This window comes from Flavobacteriales bacterium (assembly GCA_016713875.1).
Taxonomy (GTDB): Bacteria; Bacteroidota; Bacteroidia; order Flavobacteriales_F; family PHOS-HE28; genus PHOS-HE28.
This window is the reverse complement of sequence record JADJOI010000003.1, coordinates 3346138-3363895: the sequence shown is the minus strand read 5'-3', so window position 1 is coordinate 3363895 and position 17758 is coordinate 3346138. Positions and strand designations below refer to the sequence as shown.

The 17758-nt window shown below is 66.4% G+C and carries 10 protein-coding genes and 1 tRNA gene; 7 read left to right on the top strand and 4 right to left on the bottom strand.

Translation table 11 applies throughout. From position 1 onward, the window contains the following. Genes IPJ87_15745 through IPJ87_15735 form a run of 3 tightly spaced genes read right to left on the bottom strand, consistent with a single transcriptional unit; the run spans nt 1 to nt 11327 of the window. Nucleotides 1-9378 carry a gliding motility-associated C-terminal domain-containing protein gene (locus IPJ87_15745; GenBank protein MBK7943302.1) on the bottom strand — a complete coding sequence of 3126 codons (9378 nt, stop codon included), beginning with the start codon at nt 9376-9378 and terminating at the stop codon, nt 1-3. 6 nt (nt 9379-9384) lie between these two features. Next, the gene (locus IPJ87_15740; GenBank protein MBK7943301.1) at nt 9385-10323 is read right to left on the bottom strand and encodes a type IX secretion system membrane protein PorP/SprF; all 939 of its coding nucleotides are present in this window, start codon (nt 10321-10323) and stop codon (nt 9385-9387) included. Beyond that, complete coding sequence (locus IPJ87_15735) at nt 10320-11327, bottom strand: gliding motility-associated C-terminal domain-containing protein (GenBank protein MBK7943300.1); 1008 nt, start codon at nt 11325-11327, stop codon at nt 10320-10322. Before IPJ87_15735 ends, IPJ87_15740 begins: the two co-directional genes overlap by 4 nt. Before the next feature lie 307 nt (nt 11328-11634). Here IPJ87_15735 and IPJ87_15730 point away from each other — a divergent pair, with 307 nt between their 5' ends. The 5 genes from IPJ87_15730 (at nt 11635) to IPJ87_15710 (ending at nt 16281) form a co-directional block, all read left to right on the top strand. After that, complete coding sequence (locus tag IPJ87_15730; protein MBK7943299.1) at nt 11635-13176, top strand: glycine--tRNA ligase; 1542 nt, start codon at nt 11635-11637, stop codon at nt 13174-13176. A gap of 109 nt (nt 13177-13285) precedes the next feature. Continuing rightward, nucleotides 13286-13852, top strand: coding sequence for a hypothetical protein (locus IPJ87_15725; GenBank protein ID MBK7943298.1), 567 nt, complete (start codon nt 13286-13288; stop codon nt 13850-13852). Nucleotides 13853-14015: 163 nt separating this feature from the next. Further along, nucleotides 14016-14100 (top strand) — tRNA-Leu (locus tag IPJ87_15720). A gap of 109 nt (nt 14101-14209) precedes the next feature. After that, nucleotides 14210-14668, top strand: coding sequence for a dCMP deaminase family protein (locus IPJ87_15715; GenBank protein ID MBK7943297.1), 459 nt, complete (start codon nt 14210-14212; stop codon nt 14666-14668). After that, a complete protein-coding gene (locus IPJ87_15710) occupies nt 14665-16281 on the top strand; it encodes a S41 family peptidase (GenBank protein MBK7943296.1) in 1617 nt (538 codons plus the stop codon). The genes IPJ87_15715 and IPJ87_15710 overlap by 4 nt, the downstream gene beginning before the upstream one ends. Nucleotides 16282-16340: 59 nt before the next feature. Here the strand turns inward: IPJ87_15710 and IPJ87_15705 are convergent, their stop codons facing one another. Continuing rightward, entirely contained in the window at nt 16341-16613 is a 273-nt protein-coding gene (locus tag IPJ87_15705) for a hypothetical protein (protein MBK7943295.1), read from the bottom strand. A 133-nt stretch (nt 16614-16746) separates the two neighbouring features. On the opposite strand from IPJ87_15705, the gene IPJ87_15700 reads away from it, so the two are divergent. Together IPJ87_15700 and IPJ87_15695 are read left to right on the top strand one after the other, a co-directional pair. Beyond that, nucleotides 16747-17355, top strand: a complete 609-nt coding sequence (locus tag IPJ87_15700) for a superoxide dismutase (protein ID MBK7943294.1) — start codon at nt 16747-16749, stop codon at nt 17353-17355. Between the two features lie 34 nt (nt 17356-17389). Then, a complete protein-coding gene (locus IPJ87_15695; GenBank protein ID MBK7943293.1) occupies nt 17390-17758 on the top strand; it encodes a TM2 domain-containing protein in 369 nt (122 codons plus the stop codon).

Genomic DNA, 17758 nt, shown 5'->3' with positions numbered 1-17758 from the left:
TCAGCGGATGACGGTCAGCGGACCGGTGTAGGGTTCGGGGAAGTCGGGGTGGTTGAGGCGGATGGCGTAGTAGTAGGTGCCCACCGGCACCAGGCCGCCGTTGTAGCTGCCGTTCCACGGCTCCTTGTAGCCGACGCTTTGGAACAGCAGCTCGCCCCAGCGACTGTACACCTCCACCTCGCACTCGGGGAACATGTCGATGAGGTCGATCTGCCATACCTCGTTCCATCCGTCGCCGTTCGGGGTGAAGCCCGATGGGATCACCACCTCGGGCACCACGGTCACCAGCACCGAATCCACGGCCGAACAGCCGTCCGGCGTGGTCACCGTGAGCACGAACCAGGTGGTGCCCGGAGGCGTCGTCAAAGGGTTGGCCGCAGTGGGATCGTCCAACAACGAATCCGGCTGCCAACTGAAGGTCGAACCCGGCGGGCCACTGGGGTCACCTCCCAGCTCGGTCTGCGCGTTGAGGAAGATCGTCCGGTCGGGCCCGGCATCCGCGAACGGCGAGGACCACACCTCCACGGTCACCTGATCCTGCGCCGAGCACGGTCCGTCCGTCACCGTCAGCGTGTAGGTATAGGTCCCAGGGGCGAGGCCCGTGAGCGACAGCACGGGCTGAGTACCCACCACGGTGCCCTGCCCATCGGTCCATTGCCAGCTCGTCGCACCGGTGCTCGCGCTGCCGTCCAGCGTCACCACCGCCCCTGAACAGACCTGCTGGCCCGCGCCCGCCTCGGCGATCACGGTCACCAACGCATCCACCTGGGCATTGGCGCTGGCCGAGCAGCCGTTGGCGTCGGTCACCACTACGGTGTACGGTCCGGGGAGCAGCTGCGCGATGTCCTCCGCGTTGCTGGAGAACCCGCCCGGGCCGGCCCACAACACGGTGTAGCCGCCCACCCCGCCACCGATCGTGATGGCGATGGCACCGTCGGCCGCGGTGTTGCAGCTCGACGGCACGATGTTGTCCACCGTGACCTGCACCGGCGAGGGCTCCTGGATGGTGAAGGTGACCGTAGTGTCGCAGCCGATGGCATCGGTGATCGTCAGCGACCACACGCCGGGGCAGAGCCCGGTGGCCGTGGCGGTGCCCTGACCGTTGGGCGGTGGAGGCGACCAGGTGTAGCCGTAGTTGCCGAAGCCACCGGTCGGCGCCACCGTGATGGTGCCATCGCACGCGCCATTGCACAGCACGCCCGTCACCACCTCGTTGGGCACGATGGGGGCGAAGGGCAGGATGGTGAAGGCGATCGTGGTGTCGCACCCCAGGCTGTCGGCGATCGTCACCGTCCAGTTCCCGGGGCAGAGGCCCGTGGCGTTCGGAGTGCCCTGCCCGCCGCCCGGTTGGGGTTGCCAGAGGAAGGTGAAACCGCCGGCGCCGCCCGTCGGGCTCACGCTCGCTGTGCCATCGCAGGGGCCGAAGCAGGTCTCGTTCGTGAACAGCAGGCCCGCATCGATCGCCGCACCCTGTCCGATGGTGAAGGGCAGCGTGATGGTGCATCCGTTCGCATCAAGAGCGACCAAGGTGTAGTCGCCGGCACAGAGCCCGTCGATGAAGGTGGTGTCCTGCGCGAGGATCGATCCACCGGCATCGGACCAGGTGAGGGTATAGGCCGGGACACCCCCGCTGAGAACGACCGTGGCCGTACCCGCACAATCACCGAAGCAGAGGTTGTCCGTAGTGGACAGTTGCGCCTCGAAGAGCGGGGGATCCACCACGGTGAAGGTGAGCGTGGTGTCGCAGCCGTTCAGGTCGGTGATGAGCACGGCATAGCTGCCGGCGCACAGCGAGAACGCCGCATTGGTGCCGTCGCCGTTCGGCGGGTCGGGCGTCCAATCGAAGCTGTAGCCGGGCGTGCCGCCCACCACGGTGAGCACGATGCTGGCATCGCAGGCGCCGGTGCAGCTCACGGGTTCCGCCACGGCGGTGATCGTGAGCGGTTGCGGCTCCAGGATGAGCACCGCCACCGTGATGCTGCACCCACTGGCATCCGTGATGGTCAGGTCGTAGGTGCCCGCGCAGAGGTCCGTCACCTGCGGAGTGCCGTCCCCGTTGATCGGATCGGGCGACCAATCGATGATGTAGGGACCGACGCCCCCGCTGATGCCTACGGTGGCCGTGCCGTCACAGAGCCCCGCACAGGTCACCGGCGTGGTGCTCAGCTGCGCTACAATGGGATCGGGCTCCACCACCGTCGCCGTGTCGATCGTGATGCAGCCCGAAGCGTTGGTGACCACGATGTAGTACGGACCCGCGCAGAGGCTGTCCAGGCTCGTCCCCGGTTCGTTGAGGTCGTTGCCGAGCGCATCGGTCCACACCGACGTGCAGGGGGGATCGCTGCAGGTGAAGGAGGCCGATACCTCGCCGTCGCATTCACCCGGGCAGCTGGTGATCCCGTCGGTCGTGCTCACCACTTCGCCATTGCTGTCGGTGATGGGCACCAAGAGGGCGGCGAGGCAGCCGTTGGCATCCTGCACCGTGGCCGTGTACAGGCCCGCACAAAGGTTCGTCAGCACGCTGTCCGCGCCCACCGGGGCGCCATTGAGGGTCCAGGCGAACGTGTAGGGCGGTGTGCCTCCCGCGACCTCCACTTCGGCCGCGCCGATGCACAGACCGCATTCGCTCGGTGTCGCGCTCGCCGTCAGCACCAGCGGGGGCGGCTCAACAATGGTGTACGTGATCAGCGTATCGCAGCCGTTCGCATCGGTGATCAGCAGGTCGTAGCTGCCTCCGCACAGGCCGAAGGCCGCGTTGGTGCCATCGCCGTTCGCGGGCACAGGCGACCAGGCATAGGTGTACGGGCCCGTACCTCCCTGCACCGTCACCACGACGCTTCCATTGCACTGCGCTTCGCAGGAGGCATCCGCCACCACGGCCGAGGCGCTCAGCGGTTGCGGTTCCAGGATCAGCACGTTCACCAGCGTGTCGCACCCGGTGCTCTGGTCAACGATCTGCACCGTGTACACCCCGGCACAAAGCGCGCTCACCTGCGGACCGCCATCCCCTGTGATCGGGTCGGGCGACCAGTCGAAGGTGTAAGGCCCGATGCCGCCCGTGGGGCCCACCGTGGCCGTACCATCACACGCACCGGCGCAGCTCACGGGCGTGGACGACAGGCCTGGCACGAGCGAAGTGCCCGGCGCCACCACGGCCGTGTCGATCGTGATGCAGCCGGCAGCGTTCTCCACGGCCATGAAATAGATGCCCGCGCACAGGCCCGTCAGCACATTGTTGTTCTGGAGCAGCGTATCGCCCTGCGCATCGGTCCACGTCACCGTGCATGGCGGCAGCGAACAGACGTACTGCACGCTCACTTCACCGTCGCACGTGTTGCTGCAGGTGGTGCTGCCGTCGGTGACGGTGAGCACTTCGCCGTTCGCGTCGGTCACGGGCACCACGAGGCTCGCGCTGCAACCGCCCGCATCGGTCACCGTCACCGTGTAGAGACCTGCGCACAGCCCTGCCAGCGATGGTGCGTTGCCTGCGGGAAGGCCGTTGCCATCGGTCCATTGGATGGTGTAGCCCGGTGTACCTCCGGCGATCACGACCTCCGCCGTGCCGTTGCACACCTGGCACTGGCTGGGCGTGCTGCTTCCCGCGAGCACCAACGCGGCCGGCTCAGCGATGGTGAACACCATGGTGGTGTCGCATCCGTTCAGGTCGGCGATGGTGACCGTCCAATCCCCCGGGCAGAGATCCAGCGCGGAGGAGCCGCCCTGCCCGTTGGGCGGCACCGGCTGCCAGACATAGGTGTATCCCGGCGTGCCGCCGACCGGGTTCAGCACGATGCTCGCATCGCAGCTGCCCGGGCATCCTTCCGGCGTGATCACGGCCACGGGATCGATGGGCGTGGGCGCCAGGATCAGCGCGCTCAGTTGCAGGGTGCATCCGCCCTGATCCGTGATCAACAGATCATAGGCGCCGGCGCAGAGCCCGGTGGCCTGTGGACCACCATCACCGCCCGGCGGGTCGGGGGTCCAATCGAAAGTGTAGGGCGGCTGCCCCCCCACCGGGCCCACGGTGGCGGTGCCGTCGCAACTGCCCGCACAGGTCTCGGGCGTGGTGCCCAGGTTGGCCACGATCGGCGGCGGCGAGGCCACCACGGCCGTGTCGATGCTGATGCAGCCCGATCCGTTGGTCACCTGCACCAGGTAGCTGCCTGCGCAGAGGTTGGTGGCCGTGTCCGCGGGCTGGCCCAGGTCCACGCCGAGCGCGTCGGTCCACTGCACCATGCAGGGCGGATCGCTGCACACGTACTGCACGCTCACCGAACCATCACAGCCGCCCGGGCAGCTGGTGAGGCCGTTGGTCGTGGCCAGCACCTCCCCGTCGCTGTCCGTGATCGCCACCGGCAGGGAGAACAGGCATCCGTTGGCATCGCTCACCAGCACGGTATAGAGCCCGGCGCAGAGGTTGACCACGGCGCTGTCCGTGCCGATGATCACACCGCCCTGCCCCGTCCATTGGAAGCTGTATGGCAGTGTGCCCCCTGCCGGCTCCACCTCGGCCGCACCGATGCACTGCTGGCACTGGCTCAGCGTGGTGGTGAGGGTGGCCGTCAACGGCAGCGGCTCGTCCAGGATGAAGGTGGCCGTGGTGTCGCAACCGTTCGCATCCGTCACAAGCACCACATAGGTGCCCGGGCACAGACCGAAGGCGCTGTTGCTGCCATCACCGTTCGGCGGGTCGGGCGTCCAGTTGTAGGAGTAGCCAGGCGTTCCGCCGTTCACGTTCAGCACGATGCTGCCATCGCATTGGCCCGCACAGGTGATGGGCGATACCGACGCCCCCAGGTCCAGGGGCTGCGGTCCGGTGATCAGCACCTGCACGGTGGTGTCACAGTTGAAGAAGTCGGCGATGGTCACGGTGTACACGCCCGCGCACAGGCCCGTGGCCTGCGGTGTGCCCTGACCAGCGCCCGGAGCCGGCGACCAGGTGTAGGTGTACGGCGCTTCACCGCCCGTGGGACCCACCGTTGCTGTTCCGTCGCACGTGCCTGCGCAGCTCACCGGCGTGGTGCCCAGGTTGGGCACGATCGGCTGGAACGGCAGGATGGTGTAGCTCTCGGTGGTGTCACAGCCCAGCACATCGGTGATGGTGAGGCTGTAGGTGATGCCGGCGCAGAGCCCCGTGGCGATGTTGGTGCCCTGACCGCCACCCGGTGCCGGCGTCCACAGGAAGGTGTATGGAGCACCGTTCCCTCCCGTGGGGAAGGCCGCCGCACTGCCTGTGCACGGCCCGTTGCAGGTCTCATTGCCCCACTGCAGGCTCGACACGATCGGGGGCGGCTTCACCACATTGAACGTCACGGTGGTGTCGCACCCGTTCACATCCGTCACCGTCACCGCGTACAGGCCATCGCAGAGGCCCGTCACGCTGCCCGTGCCTTGGCCGGTGCCGGGTGCCGGTGACCAGAAGAAGGTGTACGGGCCGGTGCCTCCTGTCGGGGTGGAGGTGGCCGATCCCGTGCAGGTCAGCGCGCAGATCCCGTCCACGATCACCAGGCCCACATCGATCGGCTGCTGGGGCAGTACGTCGAAGGTGAGGGTGGTGTCACAACCACCTGCATCGGTCACCGTGAGGGTGTAGGCACCTGCGCAAAGCCCCGTCGCGTTCGGCGTGCCCTGGCCGCCACCCGGTGCCGGAGCCCAGGTGTATTGGTAGCCGGGCTGTCCGCCGCTCACCGTCACGCTCGCCGTGCCGTCGCACGGTCCGTCGCAGGTCTCGTCCGTCACGGTCAGCACCGCGTTCAAGGCCGATGGTGCCGGCACGTTGATCACCAGCACCGTATCGCACTGGGCCTGATCACCGATCACCACGGTCCAATCCCCCGGGCACAGCCCGCTCACGTTCGCCGTACCCGCACCCACCGCAGGCACGGGCGTCCAGTCGAACGTGTACGGTGCCACGCCACCCGTCACTACCAGATCGATCGATCCATCGCACACATCGGCGCAGCTGGCCGGTGTCACCTGCGGTGTGGCCTGGATCCCGCTCGGCGTGCTGATCGTGAAGGCGATCGTGGTGTCGCACCCGTTCGCATCGGCCACCACCAGCGTGTAGGCACCGGGGCAAAGCCCTGTTGCGTTCGGGGTGCCCTGACCACCGCCGGGGGCGGGGGTCCACACGTAGGTGTAGCCCGGGGTGCCACCGCTCGCCGGGGCCGTCGCTGTGCCATCACATGCACCACCGCAGCTCGCCGGGGTGGTCGCCAGCTGCACATCCAGCGGGTCCGGCGCATCGATCGTGATCGTCAGCGTGGTGTCGCAACCCGCCGCATCCGTCACCAGCAGCGCATAGTTGCCCGCACAGAGCCCCGTGGCGTTCGGGGTGCCTTGCCCGCCGCCCGGCGCAGGGGTCCACACATAGGTGTATCCGGGCGTGCCACCGCTCACCGCGGCCGTGGCCGCACCATCGCACGCATCCGCGCAGCTGGCGTCCGTCGAGGTCAATTGCACATCCAGGGCCGGCGGAGCCTGTAGGTCGATCGTGAGCGTGGTGTCGCAACCACCGGAGGTGATCGTGACGCTCCAAAGGCCCGCGCATAGGCCTGTGGCCTGCGGCTGACCCTGACCGTTGGGCGGCTGAGGCGTCCAAGTGAACGTGTGGACGCCCGTGCCCCCTGTGGGCGCCAAGGTGATGCTGCCATCGCACGAGCCGGCGCACACCGGCTCCACCACCACCTCGTTCGGCAGGATGGCCGTGGGGGCGTTCACCGTGAAGGCGATGGTGCTGTCGCAACCCAGCGCGTCGGTCACGGTCAACTGGTAGGGACCGGCACACAGACCGGTGACGTTCGCCGTACCCTGGCCCCCGCCTGGTGCAGGCGACCACAGGTAGACGTAATTCGGTGTACCGCCCGTGACGATCACTCCCGCTTCACCATCGCACACCCCAGGACAAGAAGCGTCCTGCACGTTGAGCGAGAACTGCAGGGGCACCGCATCAAGGATGGTGAACGGCACGGAGACCGTGCATCCGTTCGCATCGGTGATGAGCACGCTGTACGGACCAGCGCACAGGCCCGTCGCATCCGCCGTACCCTGACCTCCGCCGGGTGCAGGCGTCCACACGTACGTGTATCCGGGCGTGCCACCGGTCACGGCCACGGAGGCCGTGCCATCACACTGCCCACCGCAGGTCACGTTCGTTTGCGTGGGCACGGCATCGATCGGCGGCGGCTCGGCAAGCACGAAGGCCAGCGTGGTGTCGCATCCGTTCGCATCAGACACGGTGACGGAATAGGGACCGGCGCAGAGCGCCGTGATCGCCGGACCCATCTGCCCGTTCGACCAGAGATAGCCGTAGTTCGGGGTTCCGCCGGAGACCTGTACGGATGCAGCCCCATCACACACACCGGAACAGCTCACGGAGGTGGTGTCGAGCACGATGATGAACGGTGGGGGTGCCGTGATCGTGAACCCGATCAGCGTGTCGCAGCCCACCGCATCGGCCACCAGCAAGGTGTAGTTGCCCGCGCAGAGCCCGGTGACGTTCGGTGTGCCCTGGCCTGCGCCCGGCGGGGGGGTCCATGTGTAGGTGTACCCTGGCGTGCCTCCGCTCACCACCACGTCAGCGCTTCCGTCGCAGTCGTTCGCGCAAGTGACGTTCACCGGCGTCAGCGTGGCCAGCAGCGGTGGCGGTGAGGCGATGATGAAGCTCACCAGCGTGTCACACCCCGTGGGCTGATCGGTGATCAACACCGTGCCGCTCCCGGCGCACAACCCAGTGGCCGTGCCGGTGCCTTGCCCGCTTCCCGGCGCCGGGGTCCACTGGAACGTGAAGGGGCCAACAGCACCGGACGGGGTGGCCGTGGCCGAGCCGTCGCACGAGGTGGCGCAGCTTGCCGGAGTGGTCACCAGGTTCGGCACGATCGGTGGCGGTGCCACCAGGCTGAACGCGATCAGTGTATCACACCCGTTGGCATCGGCCACCAGCACCGTGTAGTTGCCCGCGCAAAGCCCGGTCACTTGTGGCGTGCCGTCCCCTGTCGGGGTGCCCGGCTCCCAGTTGTAGGTGTAGCCCGGCGTGCCGCCGGTGACCGTCACCTCCGCCGTGCCGTCGCAATCGCCCGCGCAGCTCGGTGGGGTGCTCTGCAAGGTGGCCGCCAAGGGCAGCAGGGTGATCGTGAAGGTGGTGTCGAACACACAGCCGTTCGCATCGATGATCTCCAACGAGTTCACCCCTGCGCACAACTGGGAGGGGTTCGGCACGGTCTCCGCCCCGTTGTTCCAGTTGTACTGGTAGCCGAAACCCGTGCCGCCGCCCGGAAAGGTGATGGCCGTGCCGTTGCACACGTTGGCGCAGGCCGGTGGATTGAGCCCGAAAAAGACCACGCCCAGCGGGGGGGGCGGCGTCACCAGCACCGAGGCGAAGCAACCCACGTTCTGCCCCAGGTCGGTGACGATCACCAGCTTGTTCCCCGCGCAGGTGTTCACCCACGGCAGGGACGTTCCCGAGCCATTGGGGCCGCCCTGCCACTGGATGGCGAAGGGCCCGATGCCGCCTTGGATGGACACGTTCACGGACGCGTTGCACTGCCCGCTGCAGCTCACCCCGAAGCCGTTGTAGTTGCTGGTCACCGTGGCGTCCACCTGGAAGGGGGTCTGGCCGGCGCCCGTTCCGCAGTTCACGGCCGCGCGCATCAGGTCCGCCTCGCTCACCGCCGTTCCGTCCCAGCGCTGGGCCGCTCCGTTCACCAGAAGCATCGTTGAGGGCTGCCAGGCCACGCGCGGCGCACCCTGGCCCTCGAGGGCGTCCACCAGCACCATGGCACCGTCGGCCATGAACCCGCCGGCGGCCTTGGGGTCCACGACCAGCGTTCCGGCCTTCAGCACGCCGCCGTTCAACCGCAGCTCACCACGCTCCAATCGCACGGCGTGCGCCGCATCGATCGCCAGCGCGCTCACCAGGTCCCAGCTTCCCGGTCCGTCCAACACCACATCGCAGTCCACCTCCACCCCGTGCAGGTCGATCACCGCATCGCCGGCGCGGCCCGTGAGCCGCACACCCCCCTGTACCTCCATCCCGGCATCACCGGCCATCACCCATCCACCGGCGATCGATACCTGCGCCTGTGCACCACCGCTCACGCGCACGCGTGCACCGCGTGCATCCACATGCAATGAGCGGCAGGCCACCGACCCTTCCACGCGCACCACGGCATCCGTGCCACCGATGCGCACCTCGGTGCTTTCGTCCGGCACGCCGGCACCGCCCGCTCCATCCGGCGCGGCGGACCACATGCGGGCATCGCTCCAGCCTCCATCGCCGCCGGTCCAGTAGAGGACATCCTGGGCGCGCACCACGCCTCCCATCAGGAGCAGCGTGAGCAAGAGCGGGCGGAAGTGCGTTCGGGGTCCGTGGTCCTTCATGGGGTCCTATTCGAAGATGGGGCAGCTGACGATGCGCTTGCTGGGGTCGACCGGGATGCAGGGGGTGATGCCCAGGATCACCTCGTGCGTGTTGCTGCTCGCGGCCTTCAGACGCGAGGTGGTGATGTCGTACGCGTAGCCGAGGGTGAAGAACTTCAGGAAGCCGAACTTCACCATGGCCACCACTGCATCCTGGTTGCGGTAACTCACCCCGATGCCCAGCACCCGGTTCCACTCCAGCATGGCGTTGATGTCCATGGCCATGGGCGACCCTCGCGAGAGCTTGATCAGTGCGTTGGGGGTCACCGACGTCTTGCGGCCGAGGCGCCAGCGGTAGCCCGCGCTCAGCATGTAGTGCGGGCTCAGCCGCGAATCCGTCCCGATGCCGGGCACACGGTTGTTCAGCAGCTGGTGCACACTGAGGCCGGCCCAGTATGTCCTGCTGTACAACCAGATCCCGGGCGAGATGATCGGGAACACGAAGGTGGAGCTCTTGCTCGCCAGCACAGGGTCGTTGAAGTCCGCTACCAGCGTCTGACCCACATCGAACTTCTGCTGCTTCACCCCCAGGAAGGTGCCCATCGCCAGGTAGTGGTCCTTGTTCATGCGCACGTGGTAGGCGTACGCGAGGTTGATCAGCGTATAGCCCAGCGGGCCCGTGTCGTCGGCCTCCACGTAGCCGCCGATGCCGTGCTTGCCCTTCAGGTAGGGTTTCTTCTTGTTGCGGATGGTGGCGTGCACACTGGCCCAGCCCGTGGTGGGTGCGTTCTCGAAACCGACCCACTGCTTGCGGAAACCCAGCCGCACGTCGATGCAGTCCTTGCTGCCCGCCACCGCCGGATTGATGTTGAAGTAGTTGAGGACGTTCTGCGAGTACTGCGGCACCTGCTGCGCCCGCACCCCCATGGCGCAGAGCACGACGGTCAACAGCAGCACGGCCCTCATCGCACGATGGTGATGGACCCGGTGTAGGCCACGGCGGACCCACCCTCCCGGGTATTGAGCACGATGTGGTAGTAGTAGGTGGCCATCGGCAGACGCGCTCCGCCGTTGGTGCCGCCCCAGGGTTCGGCATAGCCCACGCTACGGAACACACGCTGGCCCCAGCGATCGTAGATGGTCACCTCGCAGGCCGGGTAATCCGAGATGCCGAAGATGGTCCACGTGTCATTGAAGCCATCGCCATTGGGAGTGATGGTGTTCGTCGGTTGGATCCGCCGGATCACCTCCACCAGCACCTCGTCGCTGTACGTGCAGCCGTTCAACTGCGTGGTCACCGTGTAGGTCGTGGTCTCCGTCGGATTGGCCAACGGATCGGGGATCGCGTCATCGCTCAACCCGGCGTTCGGCGTCCAGGTGTAGGTGGTGCCGCCGGTGGCCTCCAGCTCCGCATACTCGCCTTCGCCGATCTCCACATCCTCGCCCGCGCTGAAATCCACCCCCACGATGTCCATTCCGGGACCACTGGGCGTGATCTCGAAGTCGCACTGTGCGCTGATCGTGGCCCCGTTGTCCGCCACTCCGCTCACCAGCACCCAGTACTGCGTATTGGCCGACAGGCTGTCCGTGGTCATGGTGAAGTCCACCGAATCCTGGGTGCAATCGCCCACCGCAGTGAAGCTGCCCGGCAGGCAGCTGCCGTCGCCGCTCAGCACGATGACGCTGAGCTCATTGTCCATGCCGGCCACCACCGGACAGTCCAATCCGTTGATGGCCACGTTCACCGGGCCGCCCTGCGAATTGGTGGTGAAGGTGTACCACAGCACGCTGTTGGTGCCGGGGCAGAAGCCCGGGATGCCCACGGCCCCCGTATTGTTCCCCGTGAGCGGCTGCTGGGCGCACAGCGTCAGGGCCGAAGCGCAATCGTCGTTCACCGGCTGGGCCCACACCGCAGGCCCGCCCGCCAGCAGAGGCAGCAGCAACCAGGCGATCCGCAGCAGGGTGGGCATGGACGGGGCAGGACGCACGAGCGGCCGCGCCGAAAGTACCCGGGGGCCCAGCGGAGGCAGGCCGTGGCCCCCCCCAAGTTGCGCACACGGGCGTGTTGACGGGACGAGGTGCGAAGCGATCCTTTTCGAGCTGGGTTCCATGGCCTTTTCAACGCTCGCATCCCGCGTGAACGTGCGTCGTCCGGACCACCCCACGCTCGTTGTGGTGTGACCCGGTACGCCCCTAGGGCCCAAGCCGCGGATCACAACGCGGCTCCCCATCTTTGCGCCCGCGACGCTGAAGCATTCCAGAGCGCACGCCCATCTTATGAGCAACCAGGAAGACCGGCTCAAGACCCTCATCGGCCATGCCAAGGAGTATGGCTTCGTGTTCCCCAGCAGCGAGATCTACGACGGCCTCAGCGCCACCTACGACTACGGTCCGTACGGCGTGGAGCTGAAGAACAACATCCGCCGCTACTGGTGGGAGGCCATGACCAAGCTCAACGAGAACATCGTGGGCATCGACGCGGCCATCTTCATGCACCCCACCACCTGGAAGGCCAGCGGCCACGTGGACGCCTTCAACGATCCGCTGATCGACAACAAGGACAGCAAGAAGCGCTACCGCGCCGACGTGCTCCTCGAAGAGCACATGGCCAAGTACGCCGACAAGATCGAGAAGGAGGTGGAGAAGGGCCGCAAGAAGTTCGGCGAGGCCTTCGATGAGGCGCAATTCCGCGCCACCAACCCCAACGTGAAGCGCAGCCAGGAGCGGATCGATGCCGTGGAAGGCCGCATGAAGGCCGCGCTGGAGGCGAACGACCTGGTGGCCGTGCGTCAGCTGATCATCGACGAGGAGATCAAGTGCCCCATCAGCGGCACGGGCAACTGGACCGATGTGCGCCAGTTCAACCTGATGTTCGCCACCGAGCTGGGCAGTGTGAGCGGCGAGAGCAGCACCATCTACCTGCGTCCGGAGACCGCCCAGGGCATCTTCGTCAACTTCCTCAATGTGCAGAAGAGCGCGCGGATGAAGATCCCCTTCGGCATCGCACAGACCGGCAAGGCCTTCCGCAACGAGATCGTGGCGCGGCAGTTCATCTTCCGCATGCGCGAGTTCGAGCAGATGGAGATGCAGTTCTTCATCAAGCCCGGCACCCAGCAGGAGTGGTACGAGCGCTGGAAGGCCAAGCGCATGGCCTGGCACCGCGCCCTGGGCCTGCCCGCCGACCACTACCGCTACCACGACCACATCAAGCTGGCGCACTACGCCGACGCGGCCTGCGACATCGAGTTCCGCTTCCCGATGGGCTTCAAGGAACTTGAGGGCATCCACAGCCGCACCGACTTCGACCTGGCCAACCACGAGAAGTACAGCGGCCGCAAGCTCACCTACTTCGACCCCGAGGCCAACGAGAGCTACGTGCCCTACGTGCTGGAGACCAGCATCGGTCTGGACCGCATGTTCCTCGCCATCCTCAGCGCGGCCTTCGACGAGGAGAAGCTGGAGAACGGCGAGGAGCGCGTGGTGCTGCGCATCCCGGCGGCACTGGCGCCCGTGAAGGTGGCCGTGCTGCCGCTGATCAAAAAGGACGGTCTGCCCGAGAAGGCCCGCACCATCATGGACCGCCTGAAGCTGGACCACAACTGCCAGTACGACGAGAAGGACAGCATCGGCAAGCGCTACCGACGCCAGGACGCCATCGGAACACCTTACTGCATCACCGTGGACCACGAGACCCTTACGGACGACGCGGTCACCATCCGCGAGCGCGACAGCTTGCAGCAGGAGCGGGTGAGGATCAGCGAGGTGGAGCGGATCGTGGGCGAGAAGGTGGACCTGCGGGGGTTGTTGAAGCAGCTCTGACGAAACGCATAGCGCGTTTCCGGTCATGGAACACGGCGTTGGTGCAACACGCGAAGAGCCCGGTGTTCTTGCGGTAAGCCGCTAACTTCGCCCATCAACCCCAACACCCATGTACGGCACGGAGCTCGGCATGTTGCCGGATCACCTGATCAACCTCATCCGATCATCCGCGATCATCGTGTCGCTGATCCTGCTTCCTGGAACAGGTCAGGCCCAGAAATGCAAGTTCAAGATCGACCGGAAGGACCCACTGACCGGAGAGCACATCGTCGCTGAAGGCATTCGAATGGGAGGCGGCATCGGGATCGGTGTCGGCAAGGTCGGCGACAAGCCGGAGATCTCGATCACCTTGACCTACCCCCATGATCGATCCTTCAAGGTGGAGCCGGGCAACCTGATGATCACCAAGCTGGCCAATGGCGATACGCTCCACTACCGGAACACGAACACGGCCACACCGGTCACGTTCGTGGCCAGCCCAGGCACTTCCACGACACCGCCTGTGATCAAAACGCAATACACGTTGACCTATGCGGTCGACCAACGGTTCTATCCATTGCTCTCGGAGCACATGGTCGAGCTGTTCCGAGTGCATGTGAACGACCAAGCCATCGACATCACGGTGGATGCGAAGGATGGTGATAAGATCAAGAAGTACTCCGCTTGCCTGAAGTGACCCGTTCGGCCAACCCACGAATGCCCTTGTCGCATCAGGCCAAGTATTCCGGTACTGGTCCCGTGAGGAAGGACAAGACGGCCTCATCCTGAGCGGGAAGGTGGACCTGAGGGGACTGTCGAAGCCGCTCCAGCCCGCTATCTTCGCACCCTTCGTGCCCCCTACCCAGGTGGCGGAATCGGTAGACGCGCTGGTCTCAAACACCAGTGAAGCAATTCGTGCGGGTTCGAGTCCCGCCCTGGGTACCAAGAACATGTGCCCATGTGCTCATGCGAGCATGTGGTCATGGCCTGACCGGGTGACTTGTGCATTTGATGGGCACACGAGCACATGGCCGCATGGGCACATGAAGGATCCATGGGCACGCAGGAGCAGTTGGTCTATTCCGACCCCAAGAAGCAGGAACGCTACGACCGCGCCTACATGCGCATGGCCCAGGAATGGGCGAAGCTGAGCCACTGCACACGCAAGAAGGTGGGCGCCCTCATCGTGAGGGAGGGCATGATCATCAGCGACGGCTACAACGGCACCCCCACCGGCTTCCCCAACGACTGTGAGGATGAGAGCGGCATGACCCTTTGGTACGTGCTGCACGCCGAGGCCAACGCCATCATGAAAGTGGCCCGCAGCACCAACAATGCGCGGGGTGCGACGTTGTACCTCACGCATTCACCCTGCAAGGAGTGCAGCAAGCTCATCCTGCAGGCCGGCATCAAGCGCCTCGTGTACCTCACCGCCTACAAGGACCCCTCCGGCCTGGACCTTCTGGCGCGTGGCGGGGTGGCCCTGCAGCAACTCGAACCCGACCCTGCATGAGGGACCCCCGCACCATCCACCCGGCGGTGCCGCTGCTGCTGAGCCTGGCCCTGGTGGCCGGACTCTTCATCGGCCACGGCATGCGCCGCGAGCACATGCCCCTGCCCGCCCTCTTCGTGGCCCCCGGCACCAGCCCCTCCGACAAGGTGGACCAGGTGCTCGACCTCATCGACCGGCAGTACGTGGACACCGTGGCCAAGACGCAGCTGGTGGAGGAGGTGATCCAGGACCTTCTGCAACGGCTCGACCCCCACAGCTACTACATCAGCGCCGCCGAACTGCGCGCCGCCCAGGAGCCCCTCGAAGGCAGCTTCGAGGGCATCGGGGTGGAGTTCGCCATCCAGCACGACACCGTGGTGGTGATCGCCCCGGTGGAAGGCGGCCCCAGCGCCGCATTGGGCATCCGCGCCGGCGATCGCATCGTGGCCGCCGACGGGAAGCCCATGACCGGCATGGACATCACCAACGAACAGGTGATGGAGCGCCTGCGCGGCCCGGGCGGCAGCTCGGTCACCGTGTCCATCGTGCGAAAGGGCCAGGCCCGCCCCTTCGAGGTCACCATCCAACGCGGCAAGATCCCCATCACCAGCGTGGCCGCCAGCCTGCTCCGCCCCGATGGCACCGGATACATCAAGCTCGTGCGCTTCGCACGCACCACACACCAGGAGTTCGTGGACGCGGCCCGGGCTCTGCAGCAGGCCGGCATGCAGCGCTTGGTCCTTGACCTGCGTGGCAACGGCGGCGGATACCTCAACGCGGCCATCGAACTGGCCGATGAGTTCCTGCCCGAGGGCCGGATGATCGTGTACACCCAGGGCCGCTCGCATCCGCGCCAGGACTACCGCGCCACGCGCAACGGGCTGCTGGAGACGGTGCCCCTGGCCGTGCTGATCGACGAAGGCAGCGCCAGTGCCAGTGAGATCCTGGCCGGCGCGGTGCAGGACAATGACCGCGGAACGATCGTGGGCCGCCGCTCCTTCGGGAAAGGCCTGGTGCAGGAACACCTCGACCTGCCCGATCACAGCGCCGTGCGCCTGACCACCGCCCGCTATTACACCCCCAGCGGCCGAAGCATTCAGCGGCCCTACGGGGAGGGGATCGACTATGCCGATGATCTGGCCGCGCGCTTCGACCACGGAGAACTGTTACACGCCGATAGCGCCCAGGTGGACTCCGCCCAGGTGTTCCGCACCGGAAGCGGCCGCGTCGTGTACGGTGGCGGAGGGATCACTCCGGACCTCTTCGTGGCCGCCGACACCGCCGGCACCACCCGCTTCCTCAACGAGCTGTTCTTCAGCGGCACCTTGAACCAGTTCGCCTTCGATGTGGTGGACCGCGACCGTGCACGCTTCGAGGCCTTCGGGGATCCCCTCGTGTTCCGTGACCGGTTCCGGATGGACGACCGGCTTTGGGCCGACCTGGTCGCCCATGCCGCCAAGGAGGGCATCGCCGATCGTCCTGCGGAACGCACCCAAAGCGCAAAGGCCATCGAGCAGCGGCTCAAGGCGGGCATCGCCCGGAATGTCTGGGGCAACGAGGGCTTCTATCGCATCCTGCTGGACAGCGACAGCATCTTCCTCAAGGCGGACGAGCGGCTGCGCACCGGCGGTTGAGCCCGGCAGCAAAAGAGAAGGGGGCCTCGCGGCCCCCTTCTGCTGGATCTTGGGTCGGCTTAGTGGCCCACAGCCTTCTTGGCGGCGTCCACGGCGCCCTCCACCTTTGCGGCGGCGCTGTCCATCATGGCACCGGCGGTGCTGTCCACAGCAGCAGCGGCAGCAGCGGCAGCAGCGGCAGCCTCAGCGGCCTTGATGCTGTCCATGCGGAGCACATTGGCGATGCTGTCAGCGGTGGCCTTGGCCTTCGCCTCCAGTTCTTCAGCGCTCGGACCGCCGCAGGCGACGAGCAGTGCGGCCATGGCGGCCAGCACAGCGAACTTCTTGGTCATTGACGTGGTGGTGTTTTGGTGAAAGTGGCGGCAAATGTAGTGAGTTCCAGCACATTCCAAACTGGCGGCGGCATTCGGTGTGGCTATCTTTGCCCCGGTTGCCGCTCCCGCACCACCTAACTCACTGACCACCATGCCTTTTCAGCTCCCCGAACTCCCCTACCCGCACGCCGCCCTGGAACCCGTGATCGACACCCTCACCATGCAGATCCATCACGGCAAGCACCATCAGGCCTACGTCACCAACCTGAACAAGGCCATCGATGGCACCCCGCTCGATGGCAAGGGCATCGAGGAGATCTTGAAAGGCCTCGACATGACCAACATGGCCGTGCGCAACAACGGAGGCGGCCACTACAACCACACGCTCTTCTGGTCCATCATGGGCCCCAACGCCGGTGGCACGCCCGCCGGTGCGCTGGCCGAGGCGATCACCTCGGCCTTCGGCTCCTTCGAATCCTTCAAGGAGAAGTTCGGCCAGGCCGGCATCACGCGCTTCGGCAGCGGGTGGGCCTGGCTTTGCGTGCAGCCGGGCGGGAAACTGGACCTTTGCAGCACCCCCAACCAGGACAACCCCCTGATGCCCGGCACCGGCTGCGGCGGCACCCCGATCCTCGGCCTCGATGTATGGGAGCACGCCTACTACCTGCACTACCAGAACCGCCGTCCGGACTACGTCGCCGCCTGGTGGAACGTGGTGAACTGGACCGAAGTGGAGCGGCGGTACACGGCCGGACGCTAGATCCTTCGTTCCCCGCCCGGATACCTTTGGCCGCATGTGCCGATGGGGAGGCGTAAGCGTGATGGTATGGCTGCTGCTGGGCGCCACGGCCCCTGCGTCCGCCGCCGGTCCGTGGATGCCTGCGGGCACACCTCTGCCCCCGGCGGACAGCCTTCGGCGGGAGCCCGAACGGTTGGTGGCCAGCGTGCTGGCCGTTGGTCTCGGTACGTTCGGGGCGCACCGCATCTACCTCGGGACCCGTCCGGGGGTGCCGATCATCTACGGCATCACCTTCGGGGGCTTCGGCGTCCTGCCCTTGCTGGACCTCGGGCACCTGTTATTCACCAAAGACCTGGATCCCTACCGGAACAACCGGCAGGTCTTCATGTGGGCGAAGCCCAGGAGGCCCACCACTGCTCCTTGA

Excerpts from the sequence above, each read along its gene's own strand:
- IPJ87_15745 (MBK7943302.1), bottom strand. The coding sequence starts at position 9,378 with ATGAAGGACCACGGACCCCGAACGCACTTCCGCCCGCTCTTGCTCACG.
- IPJ87_15740 (MBK7943301.1), bottom strand. The coding sequence starts at position 10,323 with ATGAGGGCCGTGCTGCTGTTGACCGTCGTGCTCTGCGCCATGGGGGTG.
- IPJ87_15735 (MBK7943300.1), bottom strand. The coding sequence starts at position 11,327 with ATGCCCACCCTGCTGCGGATCGCCTGGTTGCTGCTGCCTCTGCTGGCG.
- IPJ87_15730 (MBK7943299.1), top strand. The coding sequence starts at position 11,635 with ATGAGCAACCAGGAAGACCGGCTCAAGACCCTCATCGGCCATGCCAAG.
- IPJ87_15725 (MBK7943298.1), top strand. The coding sequence starts at position 13,286 with ATGTACGGCACGGAGCTCGGCATGTTGCCGGATCACCTGATCAACCTC.
- IPJ87_15715 (MBK7943297.1), top strand. The coding sequence starts at position 14,210 with ATGGGCACGCAGGAGCAGTTGGTCTATTCCGACCCCAAGAAGCAGGAA.
- IPJ87_15710 (MBK7943296.1), top strand. The coding sequence starts at position 14,665 with ATGAGGGACCCCCGCACCATCCACCCGGCGGTGCCGCTGCTGCTGAGC.
- IPJ87_15705 (MBK7943295.1), bottom strand. The coding sequence starts at position 16,613 with ATGACCAAGAAGTTCGCTGTGCTGGCCGCCATGGCCGCACTGCTCGTC.
- IPJ87_15700 (MBK7943294.1), top strand. The coding sequence starts at position 16,747 with ATGCCTTTTCAGCTCCCCGAACTCCCCTACCCGCACGCCGCCCTGGAA.
- IPJ87_15695 (MBK7943293.1), top strand. The coding sequence starts at position 17,390 with ATGTGCCGATGGGGAGGCGTAAGCGTGATGGTATGGCTGCTGCTGGGC.